Annotated in this window: 25 protein-coding genes; 17 read left to right on the forward strand and 8 right to left on the reverse strand. The window is 72.0% G+C overall.

Translation table 11 applies throughout. The features are described from left to right. The first annotated feature begins 413 nt into the window (after positions 1-413). The 10 genes from ACFYPM_RS17125 (at position 414) to ACFYPM_RS17170 (ending at position 8,170) form a co-directional block, all read left to right on the forward strand. Positions 414-1,046 carry an RNA polymerase sigma factor gene (locus tag ACFYPM_RS17125; RefSeq protein ID WP_387197288.1) on the forward strand — a complete coding sequence of 211 codons (633 nt, stop codon included), beginning with the start codon at positions 414-416 and terminating at the stop codon, positions 1,044-1,046. A 16-nt stretch (positions 1,047-1,062) separates the two neighbouring features. Next, positions 1,063-1,866 carry a hypothetical protein gene (locus tag ACFYPM_RS17130; RefSeq protein ID WP_387197291.1) on the forward strand — a complete coding sequence of 268 codons (804 nt, stop codon included), beginning with the start codon at positions 1,063-1,065 and terminating at the stop codon, positions 1,864-1,866. Positions 1,867-2,024: 158 nt separating this feature from the next. Continuing rightward, positions 2,025-3,263 (forward strand): ergothioneine biosynthesis glutamate--cysteine ligase EgtA, encoded by a 1,239-nt coding sequence (gene egtA / locus ACFYPM_RS17135; protein WP_387197294.1) that lies wholly within the window; start codon positions 2,025-2,027, stop codon positions 3,261-3,263. Between the two features lie 41 nt (positions 3,264-3,304). Beyond that, a complete protein-coding gene (gene egtB, locus ACFYPM_RS17140) occupies positions 3,305-4,642 on the forward strand; it encodes an ergothioneine biosynthesis protein EgtB (RefSeq protein ID WP_387197297.1) in 1,338 nt (445 codons plus the stop codon). A 40-nt stretch (positions 4,643-4,682) separates the two neighbouring features. Beyond that, positions 4,683-5,429: an ergothioneine biosynthesis protein EgtC gene (gene egtC, locus ACFYPM_RS17145; RefSeq protein WP_387197300.1), complete on the forward strand. Its 747-nt coding sequence runs from the start codon at positions 4,683-4,685 to the stop codon at positions 5,427-5,429. 49 nt (positions 5,430-5,478) lie between these two features. Continuing rightward, positions 5,479-6,444: an L-histidine N(alpha)-methyltransferase gene (gene egtD / locus ACFYPM_RS17150; protein ID WP_387197303.1), complete on the forward strand. Its 966-nt coding sequence runs from the start codon at positions 5,479-5,481 to the stop codon at positions 6,442-6,444. A gap of 217 nt (positions 6,445-6,661) precedes the next feature. Further along, complete coding sequence (locus ACFYPM_RS17155; protein WP_387197306.1) at positions 6,662-7,249, forward strand: TMEM165/GDT1 family protein; 588 nt, start codon at positions 6,662-6,664, stop codon at positions 7,247-7,249. A gap of 39 nt (positions 7,250-7,288) precedes the next feature. Further along, positions 7,289-7,663: a DUF1622 domain-containing protein gene (locus tag ACFYPM_RS17160; RefSeq protein ID WP_387197309.1), complete on the forward strand. Its 375-nt coding sequence runs from the start codon at positions 7,289-7,291 to the stop codon at positions 7,661-7,663. Then, on the forward strand, positions 7,657-7,968 hold the full coding sequence (locus tag ACFYPM_RS17165) for a hypothetical protein (RefSeq protein ID WP_387197312.1): 312 nt from the start codon (positions 7,657-7,659) through the stop codon (positions 7,966-7,968). Before ACFYPM_RS17160 ends, ACFYPM_RS17165 begins: the two co-directional genes overlap by 7 nt. Positions 7,969-7,972: 4 nt before the next feature. Continuing rightward, positions 7,973-8,170 (forward strand): hypothetical protein, encoded by a 198-nt coding sequence (locus ACFYPM_RS17170; RefSeq protein ID WP_387197315.1) that lies wholly within the window; start codon positions 7,973-7,975, stop codon positions 8,168-8,170. Between the two features lie 34 nt (positions 8,171-8,204). Here ACFYPM_RS17170 and nhaA read toward each other — a convergent pair whose 3' ends face one another. Further along, positions 8,205-9,551, reverse strand: a complete 1,347-nt coding sequence (gene nhaA / locus ACFYPM_RS17175; RefSeq protein WP_387197317.1) for a Na+/H+ antiporter NhaA — start codon at positions 9,549-9,551, stop codon at positions 8,205-8,207. A gap of 339 nt (positions 9,552-9,890) precedes the next feature. Here nhaA and ACFYPM_RS17180 point away from each other — a divergent pair, with 339 nt between their 5' ends. Beyond that, on the forward strand, positions 9,891-11,354 hold the full coding sequence (locus tag ACFYPM_RS17180; RefSeq protein WP_387197320.1) for a polysaccharide biosynthesis tyrosine autokinase: 1,464 nt from the start codon (positions 9,891-9,893) through the stop codon (positions 11,352-11,354). Here the strand turns inward: ACFYPM_RS17180 and ACFYPM_RS17185 are convergent. Further along, positions 11,335-11,886 carry a low molecular weight phosphatase family protein gene (locus ACFYPM_RS17185; protein WP_387197323.1) on the reverse strand — a complete coding sequence of 184 codons (552 nt, stop codon included), beginning with the start codon at positions 11,884-11,886 and terminating at the stop codon, positions 11,335-11,337. The genes ACFYPM_RS17180 and ACFYPM_RS17185 overlap by 20 nt on opposite strands. 168 nt (positions 11,887-12,054) lie before the next feature. Between ACFYPM_RS17185 and ACFYPM_RS17190 the strand changes: the two genes are divergently transcribed. The 4 genes from ACFYPM_RS17190 to ACFYPM_RS17205 all read left to right on the forward strand — a co-directional run bounded on the left by ACFYPM_RS17190 (position 12,055) and on the right by ACFYPM_RS17205 (position 17,196). Beyond that, entirely contained in the window at positions 12,055-13,302 is a 1,248-nt protein-coding gene (locus ACFYPM_RS17190) for a glycosyltransferase family 4 protein (protein ID WP_387197325.1), read from the forward strand. 97 nt (positions 13,303-13,399) lie between these two features. Beyond that, a complete protein-coding gene (locus tag ACFYPM_RS17195) occupies positions 13,400-15,184 on the forward strand; it encodes a DUF4012 domain-containing protein (RefSeq protein ID WP_387197328.1) in 1,785 nt (594 codons plus the stop codon). 13 nt (positions 15,185-15,197) lie between these two features. Further along, entirely contained in the window at positions 15,198-15,827 is a 630-nt protein-coding gene (locus tag ACFYPM_RS17200; RefSeq protein WP_387197331.1) for a hypothetical protein, read from the forward strand. Positions 15,828-16,608: 781 nt separating this feature from the next. Further along, the gene (locus ACFYPM_RS17205) at positions 16,609-17,196 is read left to right on the forward strand and encodes a hypothetical protein (RefSeq protein WP_387197334.1); all 588 of its coding nucleotides are present in this window, start codon (positions 16,609-16,611) and stop codon (positions 17,194-17,196) included. Positions 17,197-17,292: 96 nt separating this feature from the next. Here ACFYPM_RS17205 and ACFYPM_RS17210 read toward each other — a convergent pair whose 3' ends face one another. The 3 genes from ACFYPM_RS17210 to ACFYPM_RS17220 all read right to left on the reverse strand — a co-directional run bounded on the left by ACFYPM_RS17210 (position 17,293) and on the right by ACFYPM_RS17220 (position 19,383). Then, the gene (locus tag ACFYPM_RS17210; protein ID WP_387197336.1) at positions 17,293-18,732 is read right to left on the reverse strand and encodes an MFS transporter; all 1,440 of its coding nucleotides are present in this window, start codon (positions 18,730-18,732) and stop codon (positions 17,293-17,295) included. An 85-nt stretch (positions 18,733-18,817) separates the two neighbouring features. Then, positions 18,818-19,054 (reverse strand): hypothetical protein, encoded by a 237-nt coding sequence (locus ACFYPM_RS17215; protein ID WP_030491902.1) that lies wholly within the window; start codon positions 19,052-19,054, stop codon positions 18,818-18,820. A gap of 131 nt (positions 19,055-19,185) precedes the next feature. Further along, positions 19,186-19,383 carry a hypothetical protein gene (locus ACFYPM_RS17220; protein ID WP_387197339.1) on the reverse strand — a complete coding sequence of 66 codons (198 nt, stop codon included), beginning with the start codon at positions 19,381-19,383 and terminating at the stop codon, positions 19,186-19,188. 158 nt (positions 19,384-19,541) lie between these two features. Between ACFYPM_RS17220 and ACFYPM_RS17225 the strand changes: the two genes are divergently transcribed. Both ACFYPM_RS17225 and ACFYPM_RS17230 read left to right on the forward strand, forming a co-directional pair. After that, positions 19,542-20,702: a geranylgeranyl reductase family protein gene (locus ACFYPM_RS17225; protein WP_387197342.1), complete on the forward strand. Its 1,161-nt coding sequence runs from the start codon at positions 19,542-19,544 to the stop codon at positions 20,700-20,702. Positions 20,703-20,784: 82 nt separating this feature from the next. Beyond that, entirely contained in the window at positions 20,785-20,955 is a 171-nt protein-coding gene (locus ACFYPM_RS17230; protein ID WP_387197345.1) for a hypothetical protein, read from the forward strand. Between the two features lie 55 nt (positions 20,956-21,010). On the opposite strand, the gene ACFYPM_RS17235 is transcribed toward ACFYPM_RS17230, so the two are convergent. The 3 genes from ACFYPM_RS17235 to ACFYPM_RS17245 all read right to left on the reverse strand — a co-directional run bounded on the left by ACFYPM_RS17235 (position 21,011) and on the right by ACFYPM_RS17245 (position 24,120). Continuing rightward, positions 21,011-22,801: a bifunctional metallophosphatase/5'-nucleotidase gene (locus ACFYPM_RS17235; RefSeq protein WP_387197348.1), complete on the reverse strand. Its 1,791-nt coding sequence runs from the start codon at positions 22,799-22,801 to the stop codon at positions 21,011-21,013. 321 nt (positions 22,802-23,122) lie between these two features. Continuing rightward, positions 23,123-23,782, reverse strand: a complete 660-nt coding sequence (locus ACFYPM_RS17240; protein ID WP_387197351.1) for a nucleotidyl transferase AbiEii/AbiGii toxin family protein — start codon at positions 23,780-23,782, stop codon at positions 23,123-23,125. Beyond that, a complete protein-coding gene (locus tag ACFYPM_RS17245; RefSeq protein ID WP_387197354.1) occupies positions 23,779-24,120 on the reverse strand; it encodes a hypothetical protein in 342 nt (113 codons plus the stop codon). Before ACFYPM_RS17245 ends, ACFYPM_RS17240 begins: the two co-directional genes overlap by 4 nt. Between the last annotated feature and the right edge of the window lie 444 nt (positions 24,121-24,564).

A 24,564-nucleotide genomic window follows, 5' to 3' on the forward strand; every position in this document is an offset into this window, starting at 1 on the left:
CTGTGATGAAAAGTGACATATTTCGGCACGTCGGTGTGATCGACGCTGGCCGAAAGGGTGGGAAGCGGCCAGGTTTGCGCGCTCTGCTCACGGGCAGTGATGACGACACGCCGGCTCGCCGGGTTGATTATTGTCACTCTTCCGTGACAACCTCCCGGCTTGTCGCGTCGTTGGCCCCGTCCTAGCGTTAGCCCGGCTCAAGCCGCCCCCGGTCACCTCGGCCGCCGGCGCGCCGAGCTGACGACCCTGGCGTCGGCCCACAGACACCCGGGCCGGCGACCTCGGCCACGGGCGGGACCAGATCGGCGGAGGGCGGCGGGGCGGGTGGTGAGCGGGCGGACGATGCGTACCGCGTGGTCTGCTCCGTCGCGGCGGAGCAGGGCGGCCCGAGCCGGGCGTGCCACGGGGCGCGGATGACCGGCGAGCTGTCCGAGGCGGTCAGCGCGGCGCAGGCGGGGGACGAGGACGCGTTCCGCCTGCTCTACCGCAGCCTCCAACCGGGTCTGCTGCGCTACCTGACCGCCCTGGTCGGCCCGGATGCGGAGGACGTCGCCTCCGAGACCTGGTTGCAGATCTCCCGCGACCTGCCCACCTTCACCGGTGGCGAGTTCCGCGCCTGGGCCGTCACGATCGCCCGCAACCGGGCGATGGACCACCTGCGCCGGCTGCGCCGTCGACCGTCCCTGCCGGTCCCGGTGCACGCGCTTGTCGACCTGGCCAGCACGGCGGACACCGCCGAGGGTGCCAGCGAGACGATCGGCACCGAGACGGCCCTGGCGCTGATCGCCACCCTGCCTCCCCGGGAAGCCGAAGCGGTCCTGCTGCGGGCCGTGATCGGGCTGGACGCGGGATCCGCCGGCCGGGTGCTGGGCCGCCGGGCCGGTGCCGTCCGCACGGCCGCCCACCGCGGTCTGCGACGGCTCGCGGCCGTGCTGGAGACGCAACGCGCGGCCGAGCCGTCCCGCGAGGTCGACGGGGTGCCCCCGCCCCGCACGGGCGGCAGCTCATCCCTGCGGGCACCGCACGCCGAGCCGGCGGACGGCTGACGTGAGGGGATTCTGGATGAACCCGTTCCGGCGCGTCGACCACGCCGAGACCGAACGGCTGCTCGACTCGGCCCGGGCCGACGTGGACGCGTCGGCGGACCAGGCGCGACCGGCCACGTCGTCCGGAGGGGAGGCGGCGTCGTCGCCGGCCCGCGTGCCCCCGGCGGACCCGGTGGCCGGCGTGCTCGCTGCGGCCTCCGGCCCGGCCCGGCCCGGCGAGTTGGCCGGCGAGGAGGCCGCGCTGGCCGCGTTCCGGGCCGCCCGGGCCGCGCCGGCGCCGTCCGTGCCCCACCGACCCGGCCGTCGCCGCCTGACCACCGGCGCGTTGGTCTGGATCGGCGCGGTCGCGGCCACCGCGACGGCGGGCGCCGCCTTCGCCGCGGTCAACCTCGACCGGACACCGGAGCCGGTCGCGCCGGCGCCGTCGCGGACGTCGGCGAGCCCCGACCGGAGCGCACCCACGTCCGGTGGGTCCGGTCGATCGACCCCGCCCGGCCCACCGGCGACGGGCCAACCGTCTCCCAGTGCGCCGGTGTCGGACCGACCGCCGGTGCCCGGCCCGCCGTCACCGGGCACGCCGTCGACCCCTGGCGCGCCGGCCGGCCAGTTGCACGGCCTGTGCCGTGCCTGGCAGGCCAAGAAGCCCGAACAGCGGGAGCAGGCGCTACGGACGCCGGCCTTCGAGAGGTTGGTCGCCGCCGCCGGCGGCGTCGCCGAGGTCGAGGCGTACTGCCAGCGGTTGGTGCCCGAGTCCCGACCTTCCGAGCCGGCGAAGCCCAAGGCGCCACGTTCACCGACGGGCCACCCCGCCCGTCGGTGAACGGCCGGTGGCAGCCGCGTTTCCGTTCCGCCCTGCGTGGGGAAGATCCTCTGTTAGACAGGGGTGGGTGGCGCTCGTACGTCCCCGACGGTGTCGGTGGGTGGGTTTACGGTGGCACCCGTGTCCCCGAGTCGGCACACGGAGAGGGGTCCCTACCGTTGGTTACGTCACCCGAGTTGGATCGCAGCGCCATCCTGCGCGAGTCCGGGGCCGCCGGCCACCACCTAGCCCGGATCTGCTTCAAGACCGGCCCACCGACACTCACCGGCGTCGAACTGGAATGGACCGTGCACGACGCCGCCGATCCCGCCCGCCCCGTCGACACGACGCGGCTACGGGCGGCGTTGGGGCGGCACAGCCCCGCCACGCTGGATGCCACCAGCCCGGCCGAGCCGCTGCGACACGGCGGCCTGGTGACCCTCGAGCCGGGTGGCCAGTTGGAAATATCCACCCCGCCCCGCCCCTCGGTCACCGCATTGATCCAGGCCACCGAGGCCGACATCGCCCAGGTCACCGACCTGCTGGCCGCCGCCGGGCTGATCCTCGGCCGCAGCGGCATCGACCCCCACCGACGGCCCCGCCCGGTGGTGGAAACTCCCCGCTACCGCGCGATGCGCGACGCCTTCGACAGGTACGGCGCAGCCGGCCGCACCATGATGTACAGCACCGCCGGCCTGCAAATCTGCCTCGACGCCGGTGAGCCGGACCAGGTCGCGGCTCGCTGGGCGGCCGCCCACGCGGTCGGACCGCCGCTGCTCGCGGTGTTCGCGTCGGCCAACCGGCACGCCGGGCGGCGCACCGGCTGGGCTTCCGCGCGGATGGCCGCCTGGCTGGCCATCGACCCGGCCCGCACCCGCCCGGTCTGGACGCCCGGCCACGCCGACGACGACCCGAGGGCCAGCTGGATCCGGTACGTGCTGGCCGCGCCCCTGCTCTGTCTGCGCCGGCAGGGCACGAACTGGACCGCGCCGCCCGGCGTGACCTTCGCCGACTGGCTCGACGGCGCGTTGCCCCGACCGCCCACCACTGACGACCTCGACTACCACGTCAGCACCCTCTTTCCGCCGGTGCGCCCGCGCGGCTATCTGGAGCTGCGCTACCTGGACGCCCAGTCCGACCGGGACTGGCGACTACCGCTGGCCGTGCTGGCCGCCCTCTTCACCGATCCGGGCACGGTGCGCGCGGCACACGAGGTCGCCGCGCCGGTGGCGCACCGCTGGTCGGCCGCCGCCCGACACGGCCTGGCCGATCCCGCGCTGGCCGCCGCGTCGGCGGCGCTGCTCGACCTGGCCCTGCGCACACTGCCCCGGCTGGACCTGGCGGCGGGCATCCACGACGAGATCCAGCACGGTTTACGACGGCGGCTGTCCGCCGCGACGGGAGGGCGGCACAGGTGACCACGAGGAGTGCGCCGGGGACGCGAGCGAAGGGCGGCGTGGTGAGCGCGAGCACGACGGGACACATCGACGGGGAGCGGTTGCGCGACCGGATCGCGGGAGAGTTGGCGCGGGCCCGCGCCCGCACGACGCTGCTGACCGAGGTGGTCGACGAGGCGGATCTGCTGCGCCAACACTCACCGCTGATGTCGCCGCTGGTCTGGGATCTCGCCCACGTGGGCAATCAGGAGGAACTGTGGCTGGTCCGTGACGTCGGGGGCCGCGAGCCGGTCCGGTGTGACATCGACGAGCTGTACGACGCGTTCAAGCAGCCGCGACGGGACCGTCCCACGCTGCCGCTGCTGCCGCCCGCCGAGGCGCGCGCCTACCTGGCCACCGTCCGGGACAAGGTGCACGACCTGCTCGACCGGGTGGCGTTCACCGAGCGGCCGCTGGTCGCCGACGGGTTCGCCTTCGGCATGATCGTGCAGCACGAGCAGCAGCACGACGAGACCATGCTCGCCACCCACCAGCTGCGGTCGGGGTCGGCGGTGCTGCACGCCCCGCCGCCGCCCGAGCCCACCGTCGGGGTTGGTGGCGAGGTGCTGGTGCCGGCCGGCGAGTTCACCATGGGCACCGACAGCGACCCGTGGGCGCTGGACAACGAGCGCCCGGCACACCGCGTCGACCTGCCCGCGTACGTCATCGACGCCGCCCCGGTCAGCAACGGGCAGTACGCGGCGTTCATCGCCGACGGCGGTTACACCGATCCGCGGTGGTGGAGCGCGGCGGGCTGGTCGCACCGGGTTCGGGAGCAGCTCGGCGCGCCGCTGCACTGGCGCCGCGACGGTGACGACTGGTCGTACCGGCGCTTCGGCCGGTGGAGCCGGGTCCGCGCCGACGAGCCGGTGGTGCACGTGTGCTGGTACGAGGCGCAGGCGTACGCGGCGTGGGCCGGCAAGCGGCTGCCGACCGAGGCGGAGTGGGAGAAGGCGGCCCGGTGGGACCCGGCGACCGGGCGGTCGCGCCGTTATCCCTGGGGAGATGACGACCCGACCGAGGCCCACGCCAACCTCGACCAACGTCATCTGCGGCCGGCGCCGGTGGGCGCGTACCCGGGTGGTGCCTCGCCGTTGGGTGTGCACCAGCTCATCGGTGACGTCTGGGAGTGGACCTCGACCGCGTTCGACGGGCATCCCGGCTTCACCGCGTTCCCCTACCGCGAATACTCGGAGGTCTTCTTCGGCGGCGACCACCGGGTGCTGCGCGGCGGCTCGTTCGGCACCGACCGCTCGGCCTGTCGGGGCACCTTCCGCAACTGGGACTATCCGATCCGCCGGCAGATCTTCAGTGGTTTCCGCTGCGCCCGCGACGTCCGAGCGGAGGAGTCGTACCGGTGAGGCGCCGTGCGGCCAACGGCCCGGCGCGCACGGGGCGCTGATGTGTCGTCACCTGGCCTACCTGGGGCCGCCGGTCACCCTGGCCGAGGTGCTCTTCGACCCGGCGCACTCGCTGGTGCGGCAGTCCTGGGCGCCGCGTGACATGCGCGGCGGCGGCACCATCAACGCCGACGGGTTCGGGGTCGGCTGGTATCCGGGCGACGGCGAGCCGGTGCGCTACCGGCGGGCGCAGCCGATCTGGAGCGACCCGACGATCGCCCAGCTCGCCGCGGTCACCTCCGCCGGCGCGTTGCTCGCGGCGGTGCGGTCGGCCACCGTCGGGATGGCGGTGCTCGACGGGGCGGCCGCGCCGTTCGCCGAGGGGCGGTGGTTGTTCAGCCACAACGGCGTGGTCCGCGGCTGGCCCGACGCGGTGGTGCCGCTCGCCGCCGGGCTGCCGGTGCGTGACCTGCTCACGCTGGATGCCGCCACCGACTCGGCGTTGCTCTGGGCGCTGGTGCGGCATCGGCTGCGCGCCGGCGAGGACCCGGCGGAGGCGGTCGGGCGGACGGTGACGGACGTGGCCGCGGCGGCCCCCGGGTCGCGGCTCAACCTGCTGCTCACCGACGGCCGCCGGGCGGTCGCCAGCGTGTCCGGGCACGCGTTGTCGGTCCGTGCGACGCCGGACTCGGTGCTGCTCGCCTCCGAGCCGCACGACGACGACCCGGGGTGGCGGGCGGTGCCGGAGGGGCACCTGGTCCTGGCCACTGCCGGCGAGGTACGGGTACGCCCGTTGGCGATCCGGTGAAGCGCACCGGTCGAGGCACCACCTGTTGGTCCAAGAGAGAGGCGAACCGATGACCGCGGATCCGCTGGAGATCTACCTCGAAGAGGGCGACCTGGAGCGCGGCCTGCGCGACGACGTCCGGGCCGGGCTGAGCGCCGGGCAGAAGTGGCTGCCGCCGAAATGGTTCTACGACGCCCGGGGCAGTGAGTTGTTCGAGGAGATCACCCGGCTACCCGAGTACTACCCGACCCGGGCCGAGCGGGCGGTGTTGGCCGAGCGTGCTCCCGCGATCGCGGCGTTGACCGGGGCGAAGACCCTGATCGAGTTGGGTTCCGGCTCGTCGGAGAAGACCCGGCTGCTGTTGGACGCCTTCAGCCGGCGCGGCGGGCTGGGCACGTTCGTCCCGCTCGACGTGTCGGTCAGCGCGTTGACGAGTTCCACGGCCCAGATCGCCGCGGACTTTCCCCGCCTGCGGGTCCGGGGCATCGTGGGCGACTTCACCCGGCAGCTGGACCGGCTGCCCACCGGCGGCCGTCGGTTGGTGGCGTTCCTGGGCGGCACCATCGGCAATCTGCTGCCCGCCGAGCGAGCCGAGTTCCTGACGGCGATGCGCGGCGCGCTGGAGGTCGGCGACTGGCTGCTGCTCGGCACCGACCTGGTGAAGGACCCGTCGGTGGTCGTGCCCGCCTACGACGACGCCGCCGGGGTCACCGCCGAGTTCAACCGCAACGTGCTGCGGGTGATCAATCGGGAGTTGGGCGCCGACTTCGATCCGGAGGCGTTCGCGCACGTGGCCCGCTGGGACCCGACAAACGAGTGGATCGAGATGCGGTTGCGGGCGACCCGGCCGATGCGGGTACGGGTGCTGGACCTGATCGTGGACTTCGCCGCCGGGGAGGAGTTGCGCACCGAGGTCTCGGCGAAGTTCCGCCCGGAGGGGATCGCCGCGGAGTTGGCCACGGCGGGCTTCGCCACGACGGAGTTCTGGACCGACCCGGACGGGCTCTTCGGGGTCACGCTGGCGAGGGCGCGGTGAGCCGGTTCACCCACCCCGGCCCGGCCCGGAAGTGATCGGCTAGGCTGATCCCGCGAAGGGGAGTAGCCCCCAATGTCGTGGTCGACATACTGGTGCGTTCCGCATCCGGCCACGCGGCCCCGGTTTTTCCGGGGCGGGCGAGACCTTCGACTCAGGCTGTTGCAGCCGGGTCGAGGGCGCCCCTGTACCTCCTCCCGGCGTGAACGGGAAGGATGTCATGGAGGGATTTTTCGCCGCGCTGGTGATCAGCTTCGGCGTCATCTTCGTCGCTGAGCTGGGGGACAAGTCCCAGTTGATGGCACTGACCTTCGCCACGCGGTTCAAGCCGATCCCGGTGCTGATCGGCATCACGGTCGCCACGGCGGTGGTGCACCTGGCGTCGGTGGCCATCGGCGTGGGTCTCGGGGCGGTGTTGCCGACCGAGTGGATCTCCCTGGTGGCCGGTGTGGCGTTCCTCGGCTTCGGCGCGTGGACGTTGCGCGGTGACAAGCTCACCGAAGAGGAGAAGCGCAAGGCGGAGAAGACGAGCAAGACCGCGATCGTGGCGGTGTCGGTGGCGTTCTTCCTGGCCGAGTTGGGCGACAAGACGATGCTCGCCACGATCACGCTCGCCACCAAGTACGGCTGGTTCGGCACCTGGCTCGGCTCCACCATCGGCATGGTGGCCGCGGACGCGCTGGCCATTCTGGTCGGCCGGATGCTCGGTCGGCGGCTGCCGGAGAAGGCCATCAAGTACGGCGCCGCGATCCTGTTCGCCATCTCCGGTCTCTGGCTGATCCTGGAGGCGGTCGACGAGCTGACCTGAGTGCCGACTAGCTGGCCCGAGGGCGGGTAACGGCCCGGAGTGGATGCGGCCGAGCTGTTGCGCCAGGGCGACCAGGTGCTGGTTGCCGTGGTGGAGGTCGCCGGCGCGCTCGTCATCTTCGTCGGGGCGGTCTGGGCGGCGGTGCGGTTCGTGGTCGAAGGGCTGCGCCGCCGCAGCGCCGCCCTCTTCACGCCGATCCGGCTCTCGCTGGGTCGCTTCCTGACCCTCGGCCTCGAGTTCCAGTTGGCGGCAGACGTCCTGCGGACGGCGGTGTCCCCGTCGTTCGACCAGATCGGCCAACTGGCCGCGATCGCGACGATCCGGACGGCGCTCAACTACTTCCTGGGTCGGGAGATCCGCCAGGAGCAGCGGCAGGTGGCCGAGGGTGAGCGACGCACGGAACGGGGGTGCTGATCACGGCGGTCACCGCCCTGGCGCTGGTCGCCGGGGTGCTCACCACGCTCAGCACCGGGGCGTTGCGCAGTGGCGTCCGGGTACTGCTGGACCTGCTGACCGCGGCCGGACTGCTCCGGCTTGCCGGCGACCCGGGGTGGAAGGGTCTGGCCGGCGCGGTGGCGATCATCGCCCTGCGTCAGCTGCTCGGGGCGGCGCTGAGCACCCCACCGCCCTGGTCCCGACAATCCCCGGCGCCCTGCGCCGAGGACGATCACCACCTACCGTTGGCGGTGAGGGGCGACACCGGGAAAGCGGGAGGATGACCAGATGAGCCGGCACGACGAACCGAACGAGTACGGCTTCGCCGGCGATGGCACCGCTCCGGAGCCACCGCCGGCCGGCAAGCCCGACGAGCAGGATCGCGTCGAGGAGGTCGCGGTGCCGGGCGACGACCTCACCGCGCCGGCCGCGGAGGCGCTGGCCGAGGAGACCGAGGACCTGCCGCCCGCCGAGCGTCGCCGCTGACCGCAGACCCGCCGTGTGGCCCGGACGGCACCGATCAACGGTCGGCGGGCCGCTGGTAGACGTCGGGCACGCCGTCGCCGTCGGCGTCGAGCCGCTCCCGCCGCGCCACCCGGCGGTAGGCGGCGTTGCGGCGGCGGAGCACCGAGGCGGCCAGCCCGGCGGAGAGCACCGATCCGAGCAGCACGGCCACCTTGACCCGGTCGTCGGCCGTGCTGCCCGTGCCGAAGGCCAGGTCGCCGATGAGCAGCGACACGGTGAACCCGACCCCGGCCAGCAGGGCGATCCCGGCCAGGTCCGCCCAGGTGATGTCCTCGTCGAGCTCGGCCCGGGTGAACCGGGCCAGCAGGTACGTCGAGCCGAAGATGCCGATGCTCTTGCCGAGCACGAGTCCGGCGACGATGGCGAGCACCACCGGGTCGGTCAGCAGGGCGCCGAGGTCGGTGCCGCGCAGGGTGACCCCGGCGGCGAACAGGGCGAAGATCGGCACCGCGATGCCTGCCGACACCGGCCGCCACCGGTGCTCCAGGCGCGCCGCGAGCCCGCCGCCGTCCGTCTCCGTGCCGCTGGTGCCCGCCGTCCGCTGACGGGCGAGCACCGGGACGGTGAAGCCGAGCAGGACACCGGCCACTGTGGCGTGCACACCGGAGGCGTGCACGAGTGCCCAGGCCGCCGCCGCGAGGGGGATCAGCGCCCACCACCACGTGTGGCCGCGTCGCACCAGCACCGCGAAGACCCCGATCGGCGCGAGCGCCGCGAGCAGCAGGACGGGATGGAAGTCGGCGGTGTAGAAGACCGCGATGATGGTGATGGCGAACAGGTCGTCGACCACGGCGAGGGTGAGCAGAAAGGCGCGCAGGCCCTGGGGCAGGTGTGAGCTGACCAGCGCGAGCACGGCGAGCGCGAAGGCGATGTCGGTGGCGGTCGGAATCGCCCAGCCGCGCAGCCCCGGCCCACCCCCGGCCACGACGACAGCCACGTAGATCAGCGCCGGCAGCAGCATCCCGCCGAGGGCGGCCACCACGGGCAGCGCGGCCCGGCGCGGGTCGCGCAGTTCCCCGGCGACGAACTCCCGCTTGAGTTCCAGACCCACCACGAAGAAGAAGACGGCCAGCAGGCCGTCCGCCGCCCAGGTGGCCACGTCCAGGTCGAGGTGCCAGGGTGCGCCGCCGGGCCAGGGCACCCAACCGCCGAGCCGGGTGTACGAGTCGGACCAGGGCGAGTTGGCCCAGGCCAGCGCTGTCACGGCGCCGAGCAGCAGCAACGCGCCACCGACCGTCTCGGTGCGCAGGACGTCGGCCAGCTGCCGGGCCTCGGGCCAGGACGTTCGGGAGAACAGCCGGGCCTTCGGTCGCCGGACGGGCGGTGGGGTGGGGGAGGTCATCGGCGGGGCTCACCTCGGGAATTGGGACGGCAGGAATCCACTCGCCGACCAGACTTCCCGGCACACCGCTGCCGACCCTATCCGGGCTCGGGCGCGGTGGCGATCGCAGGGGTCGTTTGGTCGGTATCCGATCGGCGGCCGACTTTTCCCCCGGGTCTCGCCGCAGCCGAATGCCCCGTTGCCCGGTTGGTTATGCGGGCGCACGTGTCGAAGTCAGAACCACCTAACTCCGGACATAGGCCGTAAGAGCCGCTTTAATGGTTTCACGAGTTGACAGACGACCTTGGGGGTTTTTGTGAAGTTTTTTGGCGTAACCGGACCGACGCGGAGGCGCACCTGATGGACCTGCTCCGCCAATTGCGCCACGTGCGTCGGCACTGGTGGGTCGTGCTGGTCACGGTCATGGTGGCCCTGGGCGCCTCGGCGTTCCTGACCGTACGGGCACAACCCCGGTACGTCGCCTCGGTGACCTTCTTCGTCACCACCCCCAACTCCGGCGTCAGCGATGCCTACCAGGGCGGGCTCTTCCTCCAACAGCGCGTCAAGTCGTACGCCGACCTGCTCACCAGCGACCGGCTGGCGCAGAGCGTGGTGGCCGAGACCCCGGTGGGCCTCACCGCGGACGAGGTGCGGAGCCGGGTCAGCACCTCCACCGAGACCGGCACCGTCCTGCTGCGCGCCTCGGTCACCGACACCGACCAGGCCCGGGCGCTGCGGGTGACGGAGTCGCTCGCGGCGAAGTTCGTCGACCTGGTGCAGAAGGTCGAGACGACATCCGAGGGCAAGGCGCCGATCAAGATCGAGGTGGTCAGCGGCCCACGGGTCACCGCCAACCCGGTCTCACCGCAGCCCACCCGCAACCTCACCCTCGGCGGCCTGATCGGCCTGGTGCTCGGCGTCGGCCTGGCGATCCTGCGCGGCGTCGCCGATGTCCGACTGCGGGACTCCGCCGGCCTGCAACGCGCCACCGGTAGTCCGCTGCTCGGCGAGATCCCCTACGAGAGCAGCGCCCGCACCGAGCCGCTGATCATCGGCGACGCCGCGACCTCGGCCCGCGCCGAGGCGGTGCGCAAGCTGCGGACGAACCTGCGCTTCGTGGATGTCCACGAGCCGGCCCGGGTCATCGCCGTGACCAGCGCGCTGCAGGGCGAGGGCAAGACCACGCTCTCCTGCAACCTGGCCATCGCGCTGGCCGAGGCGGGGTGGCGGGTGCTGCTCGTCGACGCGGACCTGCGCCGGCCGAAGGTCGACGAGTACCTGGGGCTGGACGCCGGCGTCGGCCTCACCGACGTGCTCGTCGGCGATGTGAAGGTCGGCGACGTGGTGCAGCGCTGGGGCGACAAGTCGATGCTCGTGCTACCCAGCGGTTCCGCTCCACCGAACCCGAGCGAGCTGCTCGGTTCCAAGGCGATGTCGGACCTGCTGCTGGCGCTGCGGGAGTCGGCGGACATCGTGATCATCGACACCGCTCCGCTGCTCGCGGTGACCGACGGCGTGGTCGTGGCCGTGCAGGCCGACGGTGCGCTGCTGGTGAGCCAGCAGGGCCGTACCTCCCGCACCCAGGTCGCCGCGGCGGCCCGCGCACTGCACTCGGTCTCGGTCCGCCTGCTCGGCTGCGTGCTGAACATGGCCAAGGTGGCGAAGGCCGAGGCGTACCAGTACGAGGCCTACCGGGTGGTCGCCGCGACACCGCCGGCGTCGGTGCCGGCCGAGCGGACGATGGCCGGCCGGCACAGCGACACCAGCACCGGGGTCAACGGCGTCGCCGACCACACCCAGGAACTCACCCGGCTGCCCCGATGAGCGCGGCGAGGGGTCGCAGCGACCGTTCGATCTCCTCGGCGCAGCGTCGGAAGTCGGCGGACGTACCGCCGATCGGGTCCCGAAGGTCGTCCGCGTCCGGGGCGGCGGGTTGCAGCCGTCCCCGGGCCTGGGCGACGGCGGCGATCGCCGCCCGCAACGGGTCGCCCGCCGGCTCGGCGGGCGGCTCGGCCGCCGCGGCCAGCCGACCGAACTGGCGCAGGGTGAACGTCCGGTGCAGCGCGCTGGGCGCCAGCGCGGTGCAGATCGAGCGCTGGCGGCGGGTGGCGGTCAGCACCAGCGTCGCGTCGATGAGGTATTCGGGCCGCAGACCGCGGGTCCGGAACGCCGACGGGTCCGCGCCGCTCTCGGTCGCGACCTCCAGGGCGTACGGATGCATGGACAGCCCGTCGATCGCGTCGGTGCCGGCGCTGGCCACCGTGACCTGTTCGGCCAGCAGCCGGCGGGCCAGGTGCTCGGCCATCGGTGATCGGCACAGGTTGGCGTGGCAGACGAACAACACGCGATCAGCCATCGGTGCCCCTCTCGTGGGTGCGGACGCGCGCGGGCACACCGTGCGAACGGTGCGTCGGTGCCGGCGGCCGCGCGGGGAGGGGTTGTCGGAATCGTACTCGGGCCGTCCACCCGTCGGGCCGGGTGCCGCGCCGATCGCCGCCGATTCACGGCCGACGGGGGCACGGCTATGAAGATCGGAATTCTGTCCTACCACTTTCCGCCCGAGCCCGCGTTCATCCCCGGCAGCCTCGCCGAGGAGTTGGCCGCGCGGGGGCACGAGGTCCGCGTGCTCACCGGGTTTCCGGACTACCCGGGCGGGCACGTCTATCCCGGCTGGAGACAGCGGTGGCACCACGAGACGCACAGTGAACGGCTGACCGTGCGGAGGGTGCCCCGCTACCCCGCAGGTGCCACGTCCACCGGCGCCCGGATGGCCAGCTACCTGTCCTTCGCCGGCAGCGCGACGTTGACCGCCCGCCGGTACTTCAGCGACCTCGACGCGCTGTACGTCTTTCAACTCCCGGCCACGACGTTCGCCGCCGCCGGGGTGCTCCGGCTGCTCGGAAGGGTGCCGACGGTGCTGCACGTGCAGGACATCTGGACCCGCGACGGCGCCGACGAGGCGGGCGAGGGGCGTTGGGTGGCGCGGATGGGTAGCGCGATGACCCGGATCTACCGGTCCGCCGCGCGGATCGCGGTCGCGGCGCCGTCGATGCGGGATCTGGTCGTGGCCGCCGGTGCCGAGCCGGATCGGGTCCGGCTGGTGCTCAACTGGACCGACGAGCGGATCTTCTATCCGGCGACGCCCGGTGCGGCAGCCCGCCAGTTGGTCCGCCGGGACGGTCGGTGCGTGGTCATGCACGCGGGCACGATCGGCCCACGGCAGGGGCTGGAGACCGCCGTCCGGGCGGCCGCGGCGCTGGACCGGACGATGGACCTGGTCCTGGTCGGTTCGGGCTCGGCCGAGCGGCGGGTCCGGGGGCTCGCCGCCGAGCTGGGCGCCGACAACGTCCGCTTCGTGGAGCGTCGGTCGCCTGTCGACATGCCTGAGCTGTACGCCGCCGCCGACTATCAGTTGGTCATGCTGCGCGACCTGCCGGAACTGCGGGGCACGGTGCCGGGCAAGGTGCAGGCGGCGCTCTCCTGCGCCGCACCGGTGGTCGCGTCGGCCGGCGGCGACACCGCCGACCTGGTCGAACGAGTCAGGGCCGGGCTGTCCTGCCCACCGGAGGACTGGGCGGCGCTGGCCGACCGGTTCTGGTTGGCCGCCACCATCCCGCCGCCGGCGCGTAACGAGATGGGTCGCCGGGGGCGGGCGGCGTACCTGCGGGAGATGTCGCTGCCCGCCGGTGTGGACCGGATCGAGCGGCTGCTGCACGAGGCGGCGGGACGAGTCACCGAGCCCGCGGGTGATCCGCGAAGGAAATTCGTTTAAAGGACGAAGAAGCTAATAAGGGTACGAAGTTCCCCGACACGTGCTAAGAACGTCAGGGAACCGACCTTCTGTCCGGTTCCGCGAACGGGAGTGTGGTGTGACGGAGAGCGAACGGCCGACCCGACGGCGGAGCCGGTCCCGACGTCGTCGGCGTGCCCGACTGCGGCGCGCCCTCCTCGGTGCCCTGGTCGTCGGCTCGCTGGTGCTGGCGACCGGCGGCTGGATCGGCTTCCGTGGCTGGCAGGCGCGTACCCATCTGGTCAACGCCGCCGGGCTGGCCCGCGAGCTGAGCGCCCAGGTGGTGGGTGGGGACACCGACCGTGCCCAGCGGACGCTCGCCGCCCTGCAGGAACAGTCCGGTGCTGCTCGGGCGGCGACGGCTGATCCGAGTTGGCGACTCGGTCGGCGAACACCGCTCGCGGGTGACGATCTCGACGCCGTCCGCCGCATCGCCCTCGCCGTCGACCAACTGGCCCGGGAGGCGTTTCCGACGCTGCTGCGCACGGACCTGACCCGACTGGTGCCGAGCGGCGGACGGCTGGACCTCGCTCAGCTCACCGCGGTGTCCACCGAGCTGACCCGGGTCAACGAGTCGGTGCAGCGGACCCGCCGAGACCTGGGTGCGGTGCCGGCCGACCGCCTGGTCAGCCAGGTCCGGCAGGCGTTGACGGACCTGCGCGACGAGATCGATCGCCTGGCCGGCCTCACCACGGCCGCCGACCAGGGAGCCCGCCTGCTGCCGCCGCTGCTCGGCGCGAACGGGCCGCGACGATACCTGCTGGTCTCACAGAACCTCGCCGAGCTGCGCGCCACCGGAGGCATGTTCGGGGCGTACGCCATGATCGAGGCCCAGGACGGCGCGGTGAAGATGGGCAAGCAGGGCAGCAGTGCCTCGCTCGGCCGGTTCACCCCGCCGCTGAAGGTGCCCGCCGAGATCCGGGCGATCTGGACCGACCTGCCCGGCATCTATCCCGCCGACGTCAACCTGTCACCGCACTTCCCGAGCGCCGCCGCGCTGTACCGCGAGATGTTCCGGCGCTCGACGAAGATCACCGTCGACGGGGTGCTCGCCGTCGACCCGGTGGTGCTGTCGTACCTGCTCAAGGCGACCGGACCGGTGCTGGTGCCCGGAGGTGTCCCGCTGGCCAGCGAGAAGGTCGTGCAGACCCTGCTCAATGACAGCTACCAGCGGCTGGACCTACGGCAGCAGGACGAGTTCTTCGCGGCCTCCGCCGCGTCGGTGTTCGACGCCTTTTTCAAGAAGAATGTCAACCCACGTGTGTTGTTGTCCGCATTTGACCGTGCTATCACTGAACGGCGGATATTGTTCTGGAGTGCCCGACCTGAGGAACAGCGGACATTCGGCGCGAGCCGGATGGCCGGGACGCTTCCGGAACAGGACACCGTGCCAACGGTCGGCGTGTTCTTCAACGACGGCAGCGGTGCGAAGCTCGGCTACTACCTGCGGCCGACGGCAAACCTGACGGTCGGCGAGTGCCGGCCCGACGGTCGCCGCGAGCTACGGCTGCGGGTAACCCTGCGCTCGACGGCGCCGAAGTCCGGACTTAGCGAATCCGTCCTCGGCCTCGGGCTGGCTGGCGACCCGTACACCGTTCGCACCCTGGTGTCGATCTTCAGCCCGACTGGTGGCGCGGTGGTCGAGGCCCGGCTCAACGGGGCCGAGGCGGCGCTTGGCAGCGGCACCGAACGCCGCCGTCACGTGGCGACCGCCAGTGTCGACGTCGGCCCCGGCGCCGAGAAGGTGCTGGAGGCCACCGTGCTGACGGCCAAGACCGGAGTCGGGCAGGCCGAGCTGTGGCTGACCCCCACCGCCAACCCCTGGATCACCCAAGTTCATTCCGCACCAAGCTGTGACCAGTAGGAGGGAACCAATCATGCGGCTTTCCCGCATCATCATGGCGCTCACGGTCGGCCTGGCCGTGGTGGCCGTGCCGACGGCAGCGGGGGCGGCACAGCCGCAGCCGACGCCCAGCGCGACCACCGACCCGACCCAGCCGCCGCCGTACCCGCCGACCAACCCGTCGCTCACCGTCAACCGGCCGACGATCTTCATCGGTGAGACGGTCATCCTGACCGGCACCGGGTTCGGTCCGAACGAGACTGTCGACATCGCGGTGACGGTGACCCCGCTTGCCGCTCCGGCCGGCGGCCAGGCTCCGGCTCGCCGCAGCGACGGCACCACCGTGGCGATGGCACCGGTGGCCTACCAGGCGAGCGCGCCGCTGAACTTCACGGCGTACACCGACGCCCAGGGACGGTTCACCAAGAGCTACAAGCCGTCGGTGACGGGTCTGCTGACCTTCACCGCCACGGGTCGGGAGTCCGGCCGTACCGCCAGCACCGAGCTGCGGGTGCTGCACAAGAAGCAGCCGCTGCCGGTCACCGGTGACAGCATCGGCACGCCCATGAAGCTCGGCGGCGGCCTGGTCGGCGCCGGAGCGGTCATGCTGCTGCTGACCCTGGCCTGGCGTCGCCGCCAGCGCCTCGGTGGGGCCGCGCACTAGTCCGCACACCACCGGGCACTGCCCGAACCGCACCTGAAGCTGGCGCCCGTCGGAGTGATCCGACGGGCGCCAGCGCCTGTTGGCCGTCTGGTGAGCCCGTCCGTGTGCCGTTCGAGGCGGCCCTCGCCGGCACCGCCGGACCCGTCCGTCGCCGTTCGTGATCGACTCGGCTTTCCTGGTGTCGGGGTGTCGGACCGTCACGAACACCGCGATATCCGTCAAGTCGAGTAGGTCATGCCCGGGGCGACTGTCTGACCCTGTCTGACCCTGGTGTGGGGCCGGCGGGTCGTCGGCGGTGGTCCGGGTTGGGTGGTTTGTCCGGCTCTGGGCTTTAACGACCGGTGACCGGCGGCACCCGTGGGCCGGAATCATGGCGGGGCCGGGGTCGTTACATACCCTGACGATCGCAGGACCACCGGTCCGCCGCCCCGCCCGCCGGGGTGGGAATGCGGGACCCCGGTCCGGTCGTTGCAGTCCCCACGGACGACCGCAGGCACCGCCTTCAGGTGGGTGCCGATGGATGGGCCGCCCCCGGAATGATCCTGGCCCCCGGGTCGTTACACCTGGACCCCGGCACCGAGAGCCCCCGCGCTTGCCGGTCGCCGACCGTGGCCGGCCTTCCCGCGTGTGTGTCGCCGCGTCCCGGGCGCCGTGAGCCCCTGGCCCGCCGATCCCCCAGACTTTCCCCGTTTGTTTGTGCAGCGCCGGACGAGGTGCTCACACCCTGCTGCCGTTTCCCCTCTTGGTGGTGGGGTGTTCTACCCCCGAAGGAGCTACCCCCATGAACACGATCATGCGTAAGAGCGTGCTGTCCGTTGCTGGTCTCGCCTTCGCCGGTGGTGTGTTCGCCGGTCCGATCGCCGCCCACGCCGCCACCCCGGTCGAGGGCAAGCCCGTCGCGGTCGCCGTGCAGGCGGACAAGCCCGACGCCAGCAAGCTGATCCCGCACGGCACGCAGGGCGAGCAGTCGCACATCGACCTGAACGGTGAGAAGACCGCCAACGCCAAGGCGATCATCGCCGCCACGAAGAAGGCCGGCCTGCCCGAGCGGGCCGCGGTGATCTCGATCGCGACGAGCCTGCAGGAGTCGAAGCTGGACAACCTGGGCCACCTCGGTGACGCCAACGACCACGACTCGTTGGGCCTGTTCCAGCAGCGCCCGTCCAGTGGTTGGGGCACGCCGGAGCAGATCACCGACCCGGCCTACTCGACGACGGCGTTCCTGAAGGGCCTCAAGCAGGTTGACGGGTGGCAGGACATGCCGCTGACCGAGGCCGCGCAGACCGTGCAGGTGTCGGCCTACCCGGACGCCTACGCCCAGTGGGAGCAGCAGGCCACCGACCTGGTCGCCCAGTACTGGAACAGCTGACACCAGCACCACCGCACCAGCACCACCCGCACGACACCGACCGCTGGCCGGCACCCCGCAACTCGGGTGCCGGCCAGCGGCGTACCCCTGGTGTTGTCAGGTCTTGTGGCGGCGGGTGCGGAGGATGTCGATAAGCGCGCAGACCAGCGCGAGCGCGATGATGCCGGTGGCCAGCATGAGCGACCGTTCGAAGGACGTGGTCCAGTTGCCGCGGCTGTCGGCCAGCGACGAGAAGAACACCGAGCCGACGGCGGCGATGCCGGCGGCGGCGCCGATTCGCTGACCGGTCTGGAGCATGCCCGCGCCGCTGCCCGCCTGCGCTACCGGGACGTCGGCGAGGGTGATCGTCTGGTTGGGTGCGATCACCAACCCGCTGCCGATGCCGGCCACGAGCAGCGGACCGGCGGTGACCCAGGGGGCGGGGTCGTCCGGGGCGAGGCGCAACGCGACAACCGTCGCGGCCAGACCGACCACGATGGTGAGCAGACCGATGGCGACCAGCGGTCGGCCGATGCGGTTGACGATGCGGCCACCCAGCACGGCGGCGGCGGCCGAACCCAGGGCGAACGGGGTGATCGCCAGGCCCGCGACGAGCGCGCTGTAGCCGAGACCCATCTGTAGGAACAGCGTGAAGATGAAGAAGATCGCGGTGAAGCCGCCGAAGTAGACCAGCGCGATGAGCGACCCCAGGGTGTACGACCGGAGGCCAGACAGGCGGAGGTCGAACAGCGGTTGGTGCTGGCGTGCGTATCGCCGTTCCCAGAGCCCGAAGGCGACCAGCACCGCGAGACCGACCGGGATGAGCGCCCATTTCCAGGGGGTCCGCCACTGCTGCTCCTGCACGAGCGGAAGCAGGACGAGGACCACGCCGACACCGAGCAGAAGGACGCCGACGGGGTCGAGTTGGCGCCAGCCGGGCTGACCGGCGGGGCGGCCGGGCAGGAGGCGCCAGCCGAGGATCACCGCGAGGACGCCGACCGGCACGTTGACGAAGAAGACCCACCGCCATCCGTGTTCCTCGCCGCCGATGGCGATGAGCAGCCCGCCGAGCAGCGGTCCGACCGCGGTGGAGATACCGATGGTGGCGCCGAGCAGTCCGAACGGGCGGGCCCGTTCCGGCCCGCGGAAGAGTTGTTGGATCAGTCCGATGACCTGCGGGTTGACGATGCCGGCGGCGGCACCCTGGAGCAGGCGGGTGATGACCAGCCAGGTCGGGGTGGTGGCGAGGCCGGCGAGCGCACTGGTCAGGGTGAACAGTGCGATGCCGAAGACGAACGCGTTGCGCCGGCCGCGGGCGTCACCGAAGCGACCGGCGGGCACCAGCGCCAGGCCGAAGGTGAGCGCGTATCCGGAGAGGATCCACTGGAGGTCACTGGGCGAGGCGTGCAGCGCCCGGTCGATGGAGGGCACCGCGACGTTGACGATGCTGACGTCGAGCAACGTCATGAACGCGGCGACCAGCCCGACGCCGACGGCCTGCCAGCGTCGCCGGTTCGCGGCCGCGTCCACCGGCTGCGGCGGCTGCGCCGCACTCATCGTGCCCCCCGTTGACCGTTGATCAGGCATTGTTGACCCCTACCCGGGTCACCGGGGGGCGAATCGTCCCGGCTTGTTCTGCGGGTCACGCCATCTGGCGGGCGCAGAACCGGGGACCGAAGTCGAGACCCGCCATCGGTGAGTCCTCGCGGTGCAGCAGGCCCTTCTCGGTGAGCAGGTGCAGAGGGCTGCCCACCTGTTCCTCGGTCAGCCCGGACTCCTCGGCGATCAGGTCCGGATAGGGCACCTGTCCGCGTGCCTCAAGAGTGGTGACCGCCTGGTACACGCGTTGCTCGGCCTCCGACAGTTGCACCTGCTGCATGGTTCCTCCTTCGCTCGTCCGCCGTCCTGCGGCGGTTGCCGTGCGCCGGTTACCCCCTCGCTGACCGAAGATGCACACCCGATCGGGCGGTGCGGATCAGGCGCGGCGGCCGGGCGACGGCAGCGGGCGGCTCAGAGCCGCCACACCACGGTCACCGCTCGGCTGACGGCTGCGCGGGCGCGGCGACCAAGACGTCCACGGGTCCGGGACGTCGCGGGCGCGGTGAGGAACGCGGTCAGCACGACAAGGGACACGACGGCCTGATTGGCCACGGCGGTGCCGCCGGCGGTGAGCGCGGCCAGGACCGGCAGGGTGCCGATCAGCGCCACGTGGAACGCTGGGGCGACCCAGACTCCCCGTCCGGATGGCGGTCGGTCCGGCGAAGGGATGCGGGCGCGGACCGACCGAGGATAGCCGTGTGGGAACACGTCGAGGGTGCGCCCTTGCGCGGCTCGGCGGGACCCTCGCCATCCCCTAGGCTGCTTTCGTGATCATTTGGGATCTCGTTGTCGTCGGCGCCGGCCCCGCCGGGTTGTCCGCGGCCTACGTCGCTGCCCGCGCGGGTGTGTCCACCCTGGTTGTCGAGCGGGCCGCGCACCCGCGGTACAAGACCTGCGGTGGTGGCCTGATCGGCACCTCGCTGGCGGCGGTCCAGGGTCGGATCGAGGTGCCGGCGCACGACCGGGTGGACCGGGTCACGTTCACCCGCGACGGCCGTCGGGAGTTCACCCGCCGCAACGACAGTCCGGTGGTGACCATGGTGCGCCGCGAGGAGTTCGACGACCGGCTGCGCGCGGCGGCGGTGGACGCCGGCGCGCAGGTGCGCGAGCGGGTCGCGGTCCGCGCGATCGAGCAGGACCCCGAGGGGGTACGCCTGCGGTTGGCCGACGGTACGACGATCGCGGCCCGTGCGGTGATCGGAGCCGATGGTTCCTCGGGGGTGACCGCCCGGCACGTGGGAGTGCGCTACCGGCAGGTGGACCTGGGTCTGGAGCTGGAGATTCCGGTGCCGCCCGCGGAGCAGGAGCGTTGGCGGGGTCGGCTGCTGCTGGACTGGGGTGCGATGCCGGGCTCGTACGCCTGGGTCTTTCCCAAGAACGACACGTTGACCGTGGGTGTGATCGCCGCTCGGGGAGCGGGGGAGGGGACCCGGGACTACCTGCGGCGGTTCGTCGAGCGGTTGGGGCTGACCGGGTTGCCGGTGGAGCACGACTCCGGTCACCTGACCCGGTGCCGCGAGGAGGATTCGCCGTTGCGCAACGGTCGGGTGCTCGTCGTGGGGGATGCGGCCGGGTTGCTGGAGCCGTGGAGCCGGGAGGGCATCAGCTTCGCGTTGCGCTCGGGTGAGTTGGCCGGTGCGGCGGTCGCCGGTGGTGAGCTGGCCGGGTACGAGCGGGCGGTCGCCGAGCGTCTGCTGCCGGAGATGCGGGCGGGGTTCCGGCTGCTCGACGTGTTCACCAGGCGTCCGGAGGTGTTCCACGCGCTGTTGGCTACCCCGCCGGGGTGGCGGATGTTCGTCCAGTTCTGTCAGGGCCGGGCGAGCTTCGCCGAGATGCTGCGACGGCGGCCGATCCGGGCGGCCCTCGCGGTGCTCGGCCGGCTGCCGGATCGGCGTCGACAGCCCACCATCGCTCACCCAGGATCCTAGGACGCTCTACGCGGTGTGACGCCGTCCTGGTGCCGAACACCGCGTACGCCGGACAATGACGGGGGAGCAACAGGAGGTACCGATGGCCGAACAGCCGTTCACCGATGACGAGTACGCGTTCCTGCGGCACACGCGCTTCGGGGAGTTGCCGCCCGCGGTCCGTCCCGACGAGCGGGTCGCCTCGACCGAGACCGACCCCGGACGGGACCAGCCGGAGCCCGAGGACCCGGTCCGCTGGAACGTGCAGGGCTGACGAACGCGCGACGGGCCGCGGGTGTCGCCACCCACGGCCCGCCGACGATCGGGGATCAGAAGACCGGCACGCCCTCGCGGACGAGCCGCCAGTTGGGCTGGAAGAAGTCAGCCGGGTCGATCGTCCCCCTGGCCTGCGCCCAGTCGATGAGCAGCTGCCGGATCTCCTGCTGCGCGTTGTAGACCTGGGTCTTCACGATGCCGGGGAAGTTGCCGCCTCCGCTGCGCCGGTAGTTGTTCACCGCCACCACGAACTGCGCGTTGTCGGCCACCGGGGTGTCGGTGCCGGTCAGCACCAGTCGGGTGATCCGCTGCCCGACCGGCTTGGAGATGTCGATGTCGTAGTCCAGTCCGGAGAAGACGTCGTAGTTGTAGTCCGGCACGGCCGGGTCACTGATCTGCTCCGGGTCGACCGGGGCGCCCGGCGCGACGGTCCGGAAGTACTTCGCCGAGTACTCCAGGTACGCGCGCACCTCGGCACCGCTGAGCACGACGGCTTCGAGGGTGTTGTCGTACACGTACAGGCCGGCCACGTCCCGGATCTTCACGTCGCCGGCGGGGAAGACGGCGGTACGGCTGAACGGTGCCGCGATCGACAGCACCGGCAGGTCCGCGTACGTGGTGCCGGTCAGCGCCGCGCCGACCACCTCGGTCTGCACGTGGTTGATGAAGTCCAGGATCGGCGTGTCCCGGTAGCGCGACTCCGCCGCCGACAACCCGACGGTGGACTGTGCGACCACCTGGTTGACGTACGCGATGGTCTTCTGGTGTTGGGCCCGCACGGCGGCGAGCACCTTTGGGTCCTCGACCACCGTGTTGGTGTTCAGCATGCTGGCGGCCTTCTTGGTGATCGTCCACCGGCCGTGCTCGCGGGTGAGGGTGAAGTCCATGCGGGTGAGCCGCTGGCCCCACTTCGACGGCTCGGACAGCAACACCTGCGTACCGGTGCGCTCGTTGGTGACGAACCGCTCGACGACCTCGTTGTGCGCGTGACCGAAGAGGATCGCGTCGATCCCCGGCACCTGCTGGGCGATCAGCGCGACCGGGTTCTCGTTCGGCAGCTCCGGGCCGTAGCTGGAGGTGCCGCTGTCCCCGCCGTGCGCGGAGATCAGCACGAGGTCCGCGCCGCGCGCCCGCATGATCGGCACCCACTTCGCGGCGGTCGCGACCATGTCGTCGAAGCGCAGCTTGCCCTCGACGTTGCCCCTGTCCCAGATGGCCACTCCGGGGTTGGTCAGCCCCAGGATACCGACCCGCAGGGTCGGCGCGGCGAGACCGAGGGAGACCTTCTTGATGACGTACGGCAGGAAGGCCGGCTTGCCGGTCTTCGCGTTGACGGCGTTCGCGGCGAGCGCCGGGAACCCGAGCTGGCGGATCCACAGGTCCAGCAACGGCAGACCGTAGTTGAACTCGTGGTTGCCAAGCGTCACCGCGTCGTAGTCGATGACGTTCATCGCGCGGGCCATCGGGTGCTTCTCCCCGGTGGCGGTGATCGGCTCCTGCTTGGCGTAGTACGTGGCCAGCGGCGTGCCCTGGATCGTGTCACCGGCGTCGAGCACGAGCGTCGCTTTGCCGCGCCGTTCCCGGCGGATCTGGTTGATCAGGGTCGCCAGCTTCGCGACGCCGATGTCGTTCTGCTTGCTGTCGTCGTACTCGGCGTCGCGGTAGTAGTCCCAGTTGTAGACGTTGCCGTGGGTGTCCGACGTGCCCAGGAGGGTGAGGTCCCAGGTGCGCGGCCGGGGCCTGCCGGCCGCCTGCGCCGGCGTGGCGGCGATCAGCGGGGCGGCCGTCGCCGCCGCGGCAGCGACGAGCACCTGACGACGCGACGGGCCGGAGGGAGAGGTCATGACGTGCCTTTCCATGGGGGTGGACGCGCCTCGTGAGCGCCTTGCGCACCATAACCAGCAGCTGTCACTCCCGCCACGCCAGCCCCGACGGTGGTCACGGTTTCCGCAGACCGACGCGCCTGGGGCGTGCCGACGTATTCGTCCCTACCTGAGCGAGGAGGAGGACGCCGACGCGCGCGAGACCATCCAGTTGGTCGAGGCCGCCGGCCGGCGAGGCATCGCGGTCCGCGGCGACATCACCGACGAGGCGCCCTGCCAGGAGTTGGTCGATCGGCCCGTCGACCGCGGCCCGTCGACCGCGGCCCGTCGACCGCGGTCGCGTCAGCGCGGCCACGCGGCGAAGCGCCGGCGGACCTGGGCGATGTCGGCTGCGCTGAGGCCGTAACGGCCGAATCGCTGTTCGGACAGCCGGTCGAGGTACCGGCCGGCGGCCCGCACGTCCGCCGGATCCAGCGCGGGATCGACCTGCCGGGCCAGCATCAACAGCTCGGTCACGTCGTAGTGTTCCAGCGCCGCCGCCACGTCGATGAAGTCCCGGACCTCCCGCCGGTTGACCAGTGCCGCGATCTTGTTGGCCACCAGGTCACGGACGTCCATGACTGGACCGAGGTCCATGACCACCGGACTCTGCTGACGGTCCAACCGGGCGAGGCTGAGCCGGATCTGCCGGCCGTCGCGGCTCACCACGAAGTCCTTCATGTCCTGGCCGTACCCGTCGAACAGTTCGGCCAGCTCACTGTCCGGGTCCGCGTCGGTGACGCTGAAGCCGGCGCGTTCCAGTGCCACCCGCACCCCGGCGGACGCCGCCGCGGCGGCGCCCTCCACGTCGGCGAAGAGGTCGACGTCCTCCGTCGGGCGGGCGACCAGTCCGTGCGCCGCCCAGGCCACCCCACCGCCCAAGACGAACCGGTACGGCCCGGCGGCGGTCAGCGCCACCCGGGCCACCTCCCGGTAGAACTCGTGTAGGTGAGGCTGGATCACGCCGCGCGCAGGCCGCGGTGCCGGCTTTCCCACGCCTGCCGTACGCCGCGGGGCAGGTTGAGCAGGCGCCAGACCCGGCGCAGCGTCCGCCCGTTGATCAGCGCTCGTAGATCCTCGGCCCGGGTGGTCTCGCGGAGGACGTTCTCGTACATCCAGAGCAGTTGGTCCGGGTCGCCGAGGTCGAAGGTGCGCTCGGCGTTCCACATCAACCGCACGGGCAGTTCGACGACACCCTGGGTTGGACCGGCCAGCTCGGCGAGCGTTCTCGCCACCACGGCAGGGCGACCCGGGCGGGCCAGGAAGGCCACGCCGGTCGGGGTGGGGGAGACGGCCTGCATGGTGTCAGGGTAACGCCCGGCAGACCAGGTGTCGCTCAGGTCGATCCGAGCGCCCTGCTTCAGGCGCGGCGGCCTGGCCGTCAGCAGTCCGAAGTTTGTCCGTTTTGCGCCGCGCTGGCGCGCTCTGGCCCGTCCTGATCGACTCGGGTTTCCTGAACTCGGGGTCACCGGGAGTCCGGGACGCCCCGACTTCCGTGAACCCGAGTGGATCACGCGGGTGATGGTGCTTTGGGGGTCGCCCGAGCCCGCGCTACGTGGATGGTTTGTCCGAAGGTGGGTGGTTTGTCCGAGGGTGGGTGCTGGTGGGGTGTGGTCGGGTGCACTCGTGGGCCGGAATGCTGGCCAGGGTGGGGTCGTTACATACCCTGACGATCGCAGGACCACCGGTCCGCCGCCCCGCCCGCCGGGGTGGGAATGCGGGACCCCGGTCCGGTCGTTGCAGTC

Origin of the sequence: Micromonospora sp. NPDC005203 (assembly GCF_042872705.1) — a bacterium.
Lineage (GTDB): Bacteria > Actinomycetota > Actinomycetes > Mycobacteriales > Micromonosporaceae > Micromonospora.

Excerpts from the sequence above, each read along its gene's own strand:
- ACFYPM_RS17125 (WP_387197288.1), top strand. The coding sequence starts at position 414 with ATGACCGGCGAGCTGTCCGAGGCGGTCAGCGCGGCGCAGGCGGGGGAC.
- ACFYPM_RS17130 (WP_387197291.1), top strand. The coding sequence starts at position 1,063 with ATGAACCCGTTCCGGCGCGTCGACCACGCCGAGACCGAACGGCTGCTC.
- egtC (WP_387197300.1), top strand. The coding sequence starts at position 4,683 with ATGTGTCGTCACCTGGCCTACCTGGGGCCGCCGGTCACCCTGGCCGAG.
- egtD (WP_387197303.1), top strand. The coding sequence starts at position 5,479 with ATGACCGCGGATCCGCTGGAGATCTACCTCGAAGAGGGCGACCTGGAG.
- ACFYPM_RS17155 (WP_387197306.1), top strand. The coding sequence starts at position 6,662 with ATGGAGGGATTTTTCGCCGCGCTGGTGATCAGCTTCGGCGTCATCTTC.
- ACFYPM_RS17170 (WP_387197315.1), top strand. The coding sequence starts at position 7,973 with ATGAGCCGGCACGACGAACCGAACGAGTACGGCTTCGCCGGCGATGGC.
- nhaA (WP_387197317.1), bottom strand. The coding sequence starts at position 9,551 with ATGACCTCCCCCACCCCACCGCCCGTCCGGCGACCGAAGGCCCGGCTG.
- ACFYPM_RS17180 (WP_387197320.1), top strand. The coding sequence starts at position 9,891 with ATGGACCTGCTCCGCCAATTGCGCCACGTGCGTCGGCACTGGTGGGTC.
- ACFYPM_RS17185 (WP_387197323.1), bottom strand. The coding sequence starts at position 11,886 with ATGGCTGATCGCGTGTTGTTCGTCTGCCACGCCAACCTGTGCCGATCA.
- ACFYPM_RS17190 (WP_387197325.1), top strand. The coding sequence starts at position 12,055 with ATGAAGATCGGAATTCTGTCCTACCACTTTCCGCCCGAGCCCGCGTTC.
- ACFYPM_RS17200 (WP_387197331.1), top strand. The coding sequence starts at position 15,198 with ATGCGGCTTTCCCGCATCATCATGGCGCTCACGGTCGGCCTGGCCGTG.
- ACFYPM_RS17205 (WP_387197334.1), top strand. The coding sequence starts at position 16,609 with ATGAACACGATCATGCGTAAGAGCGTGCTGTCCGTTGCTGGTCTCGCC.
- ACFYPM_RS17210 (WP_387197336.1), bottom strand. The coding sequence starts at position 18,732 with ATGAGTGCGGCGCAGCCGCCGCAGCCGGTGGACGCGGCCGCGAACCGG.
- ACFYPM_RS17215 (WP_030491902.1), bottom strand. The coding sequence starts at position 19,054 with ATGCAGCAGGTGCAACTGTCGGAGGCCGAGCAACGCGTGTACCAGGCG.
- ACFYPM_RS17230 (WP_387197345.1), top strand. The coding sequence starts at position 20,785 with ATGGCCGAACAGCCGTTCACCGATGACGAGTACGCGTTCCTGCGGCAC.
- ACFYPM_RS17235 (WP_387197348.1), bottom strand. The coding sequence starts at position 22,801 with ATGACCTCTCCCTCCGGCCCGTCGCGTCGTCAGGTGCTCGTCGCTGCC.
- ACFYPM_RS17245 (WP_387197354.1), bottom strand. The coding sequence starts at position 24,120 with ATGCAGGCCGTCTCCCCCACCCCGACCGGCGTGGCCTTCCTGGCCCGC.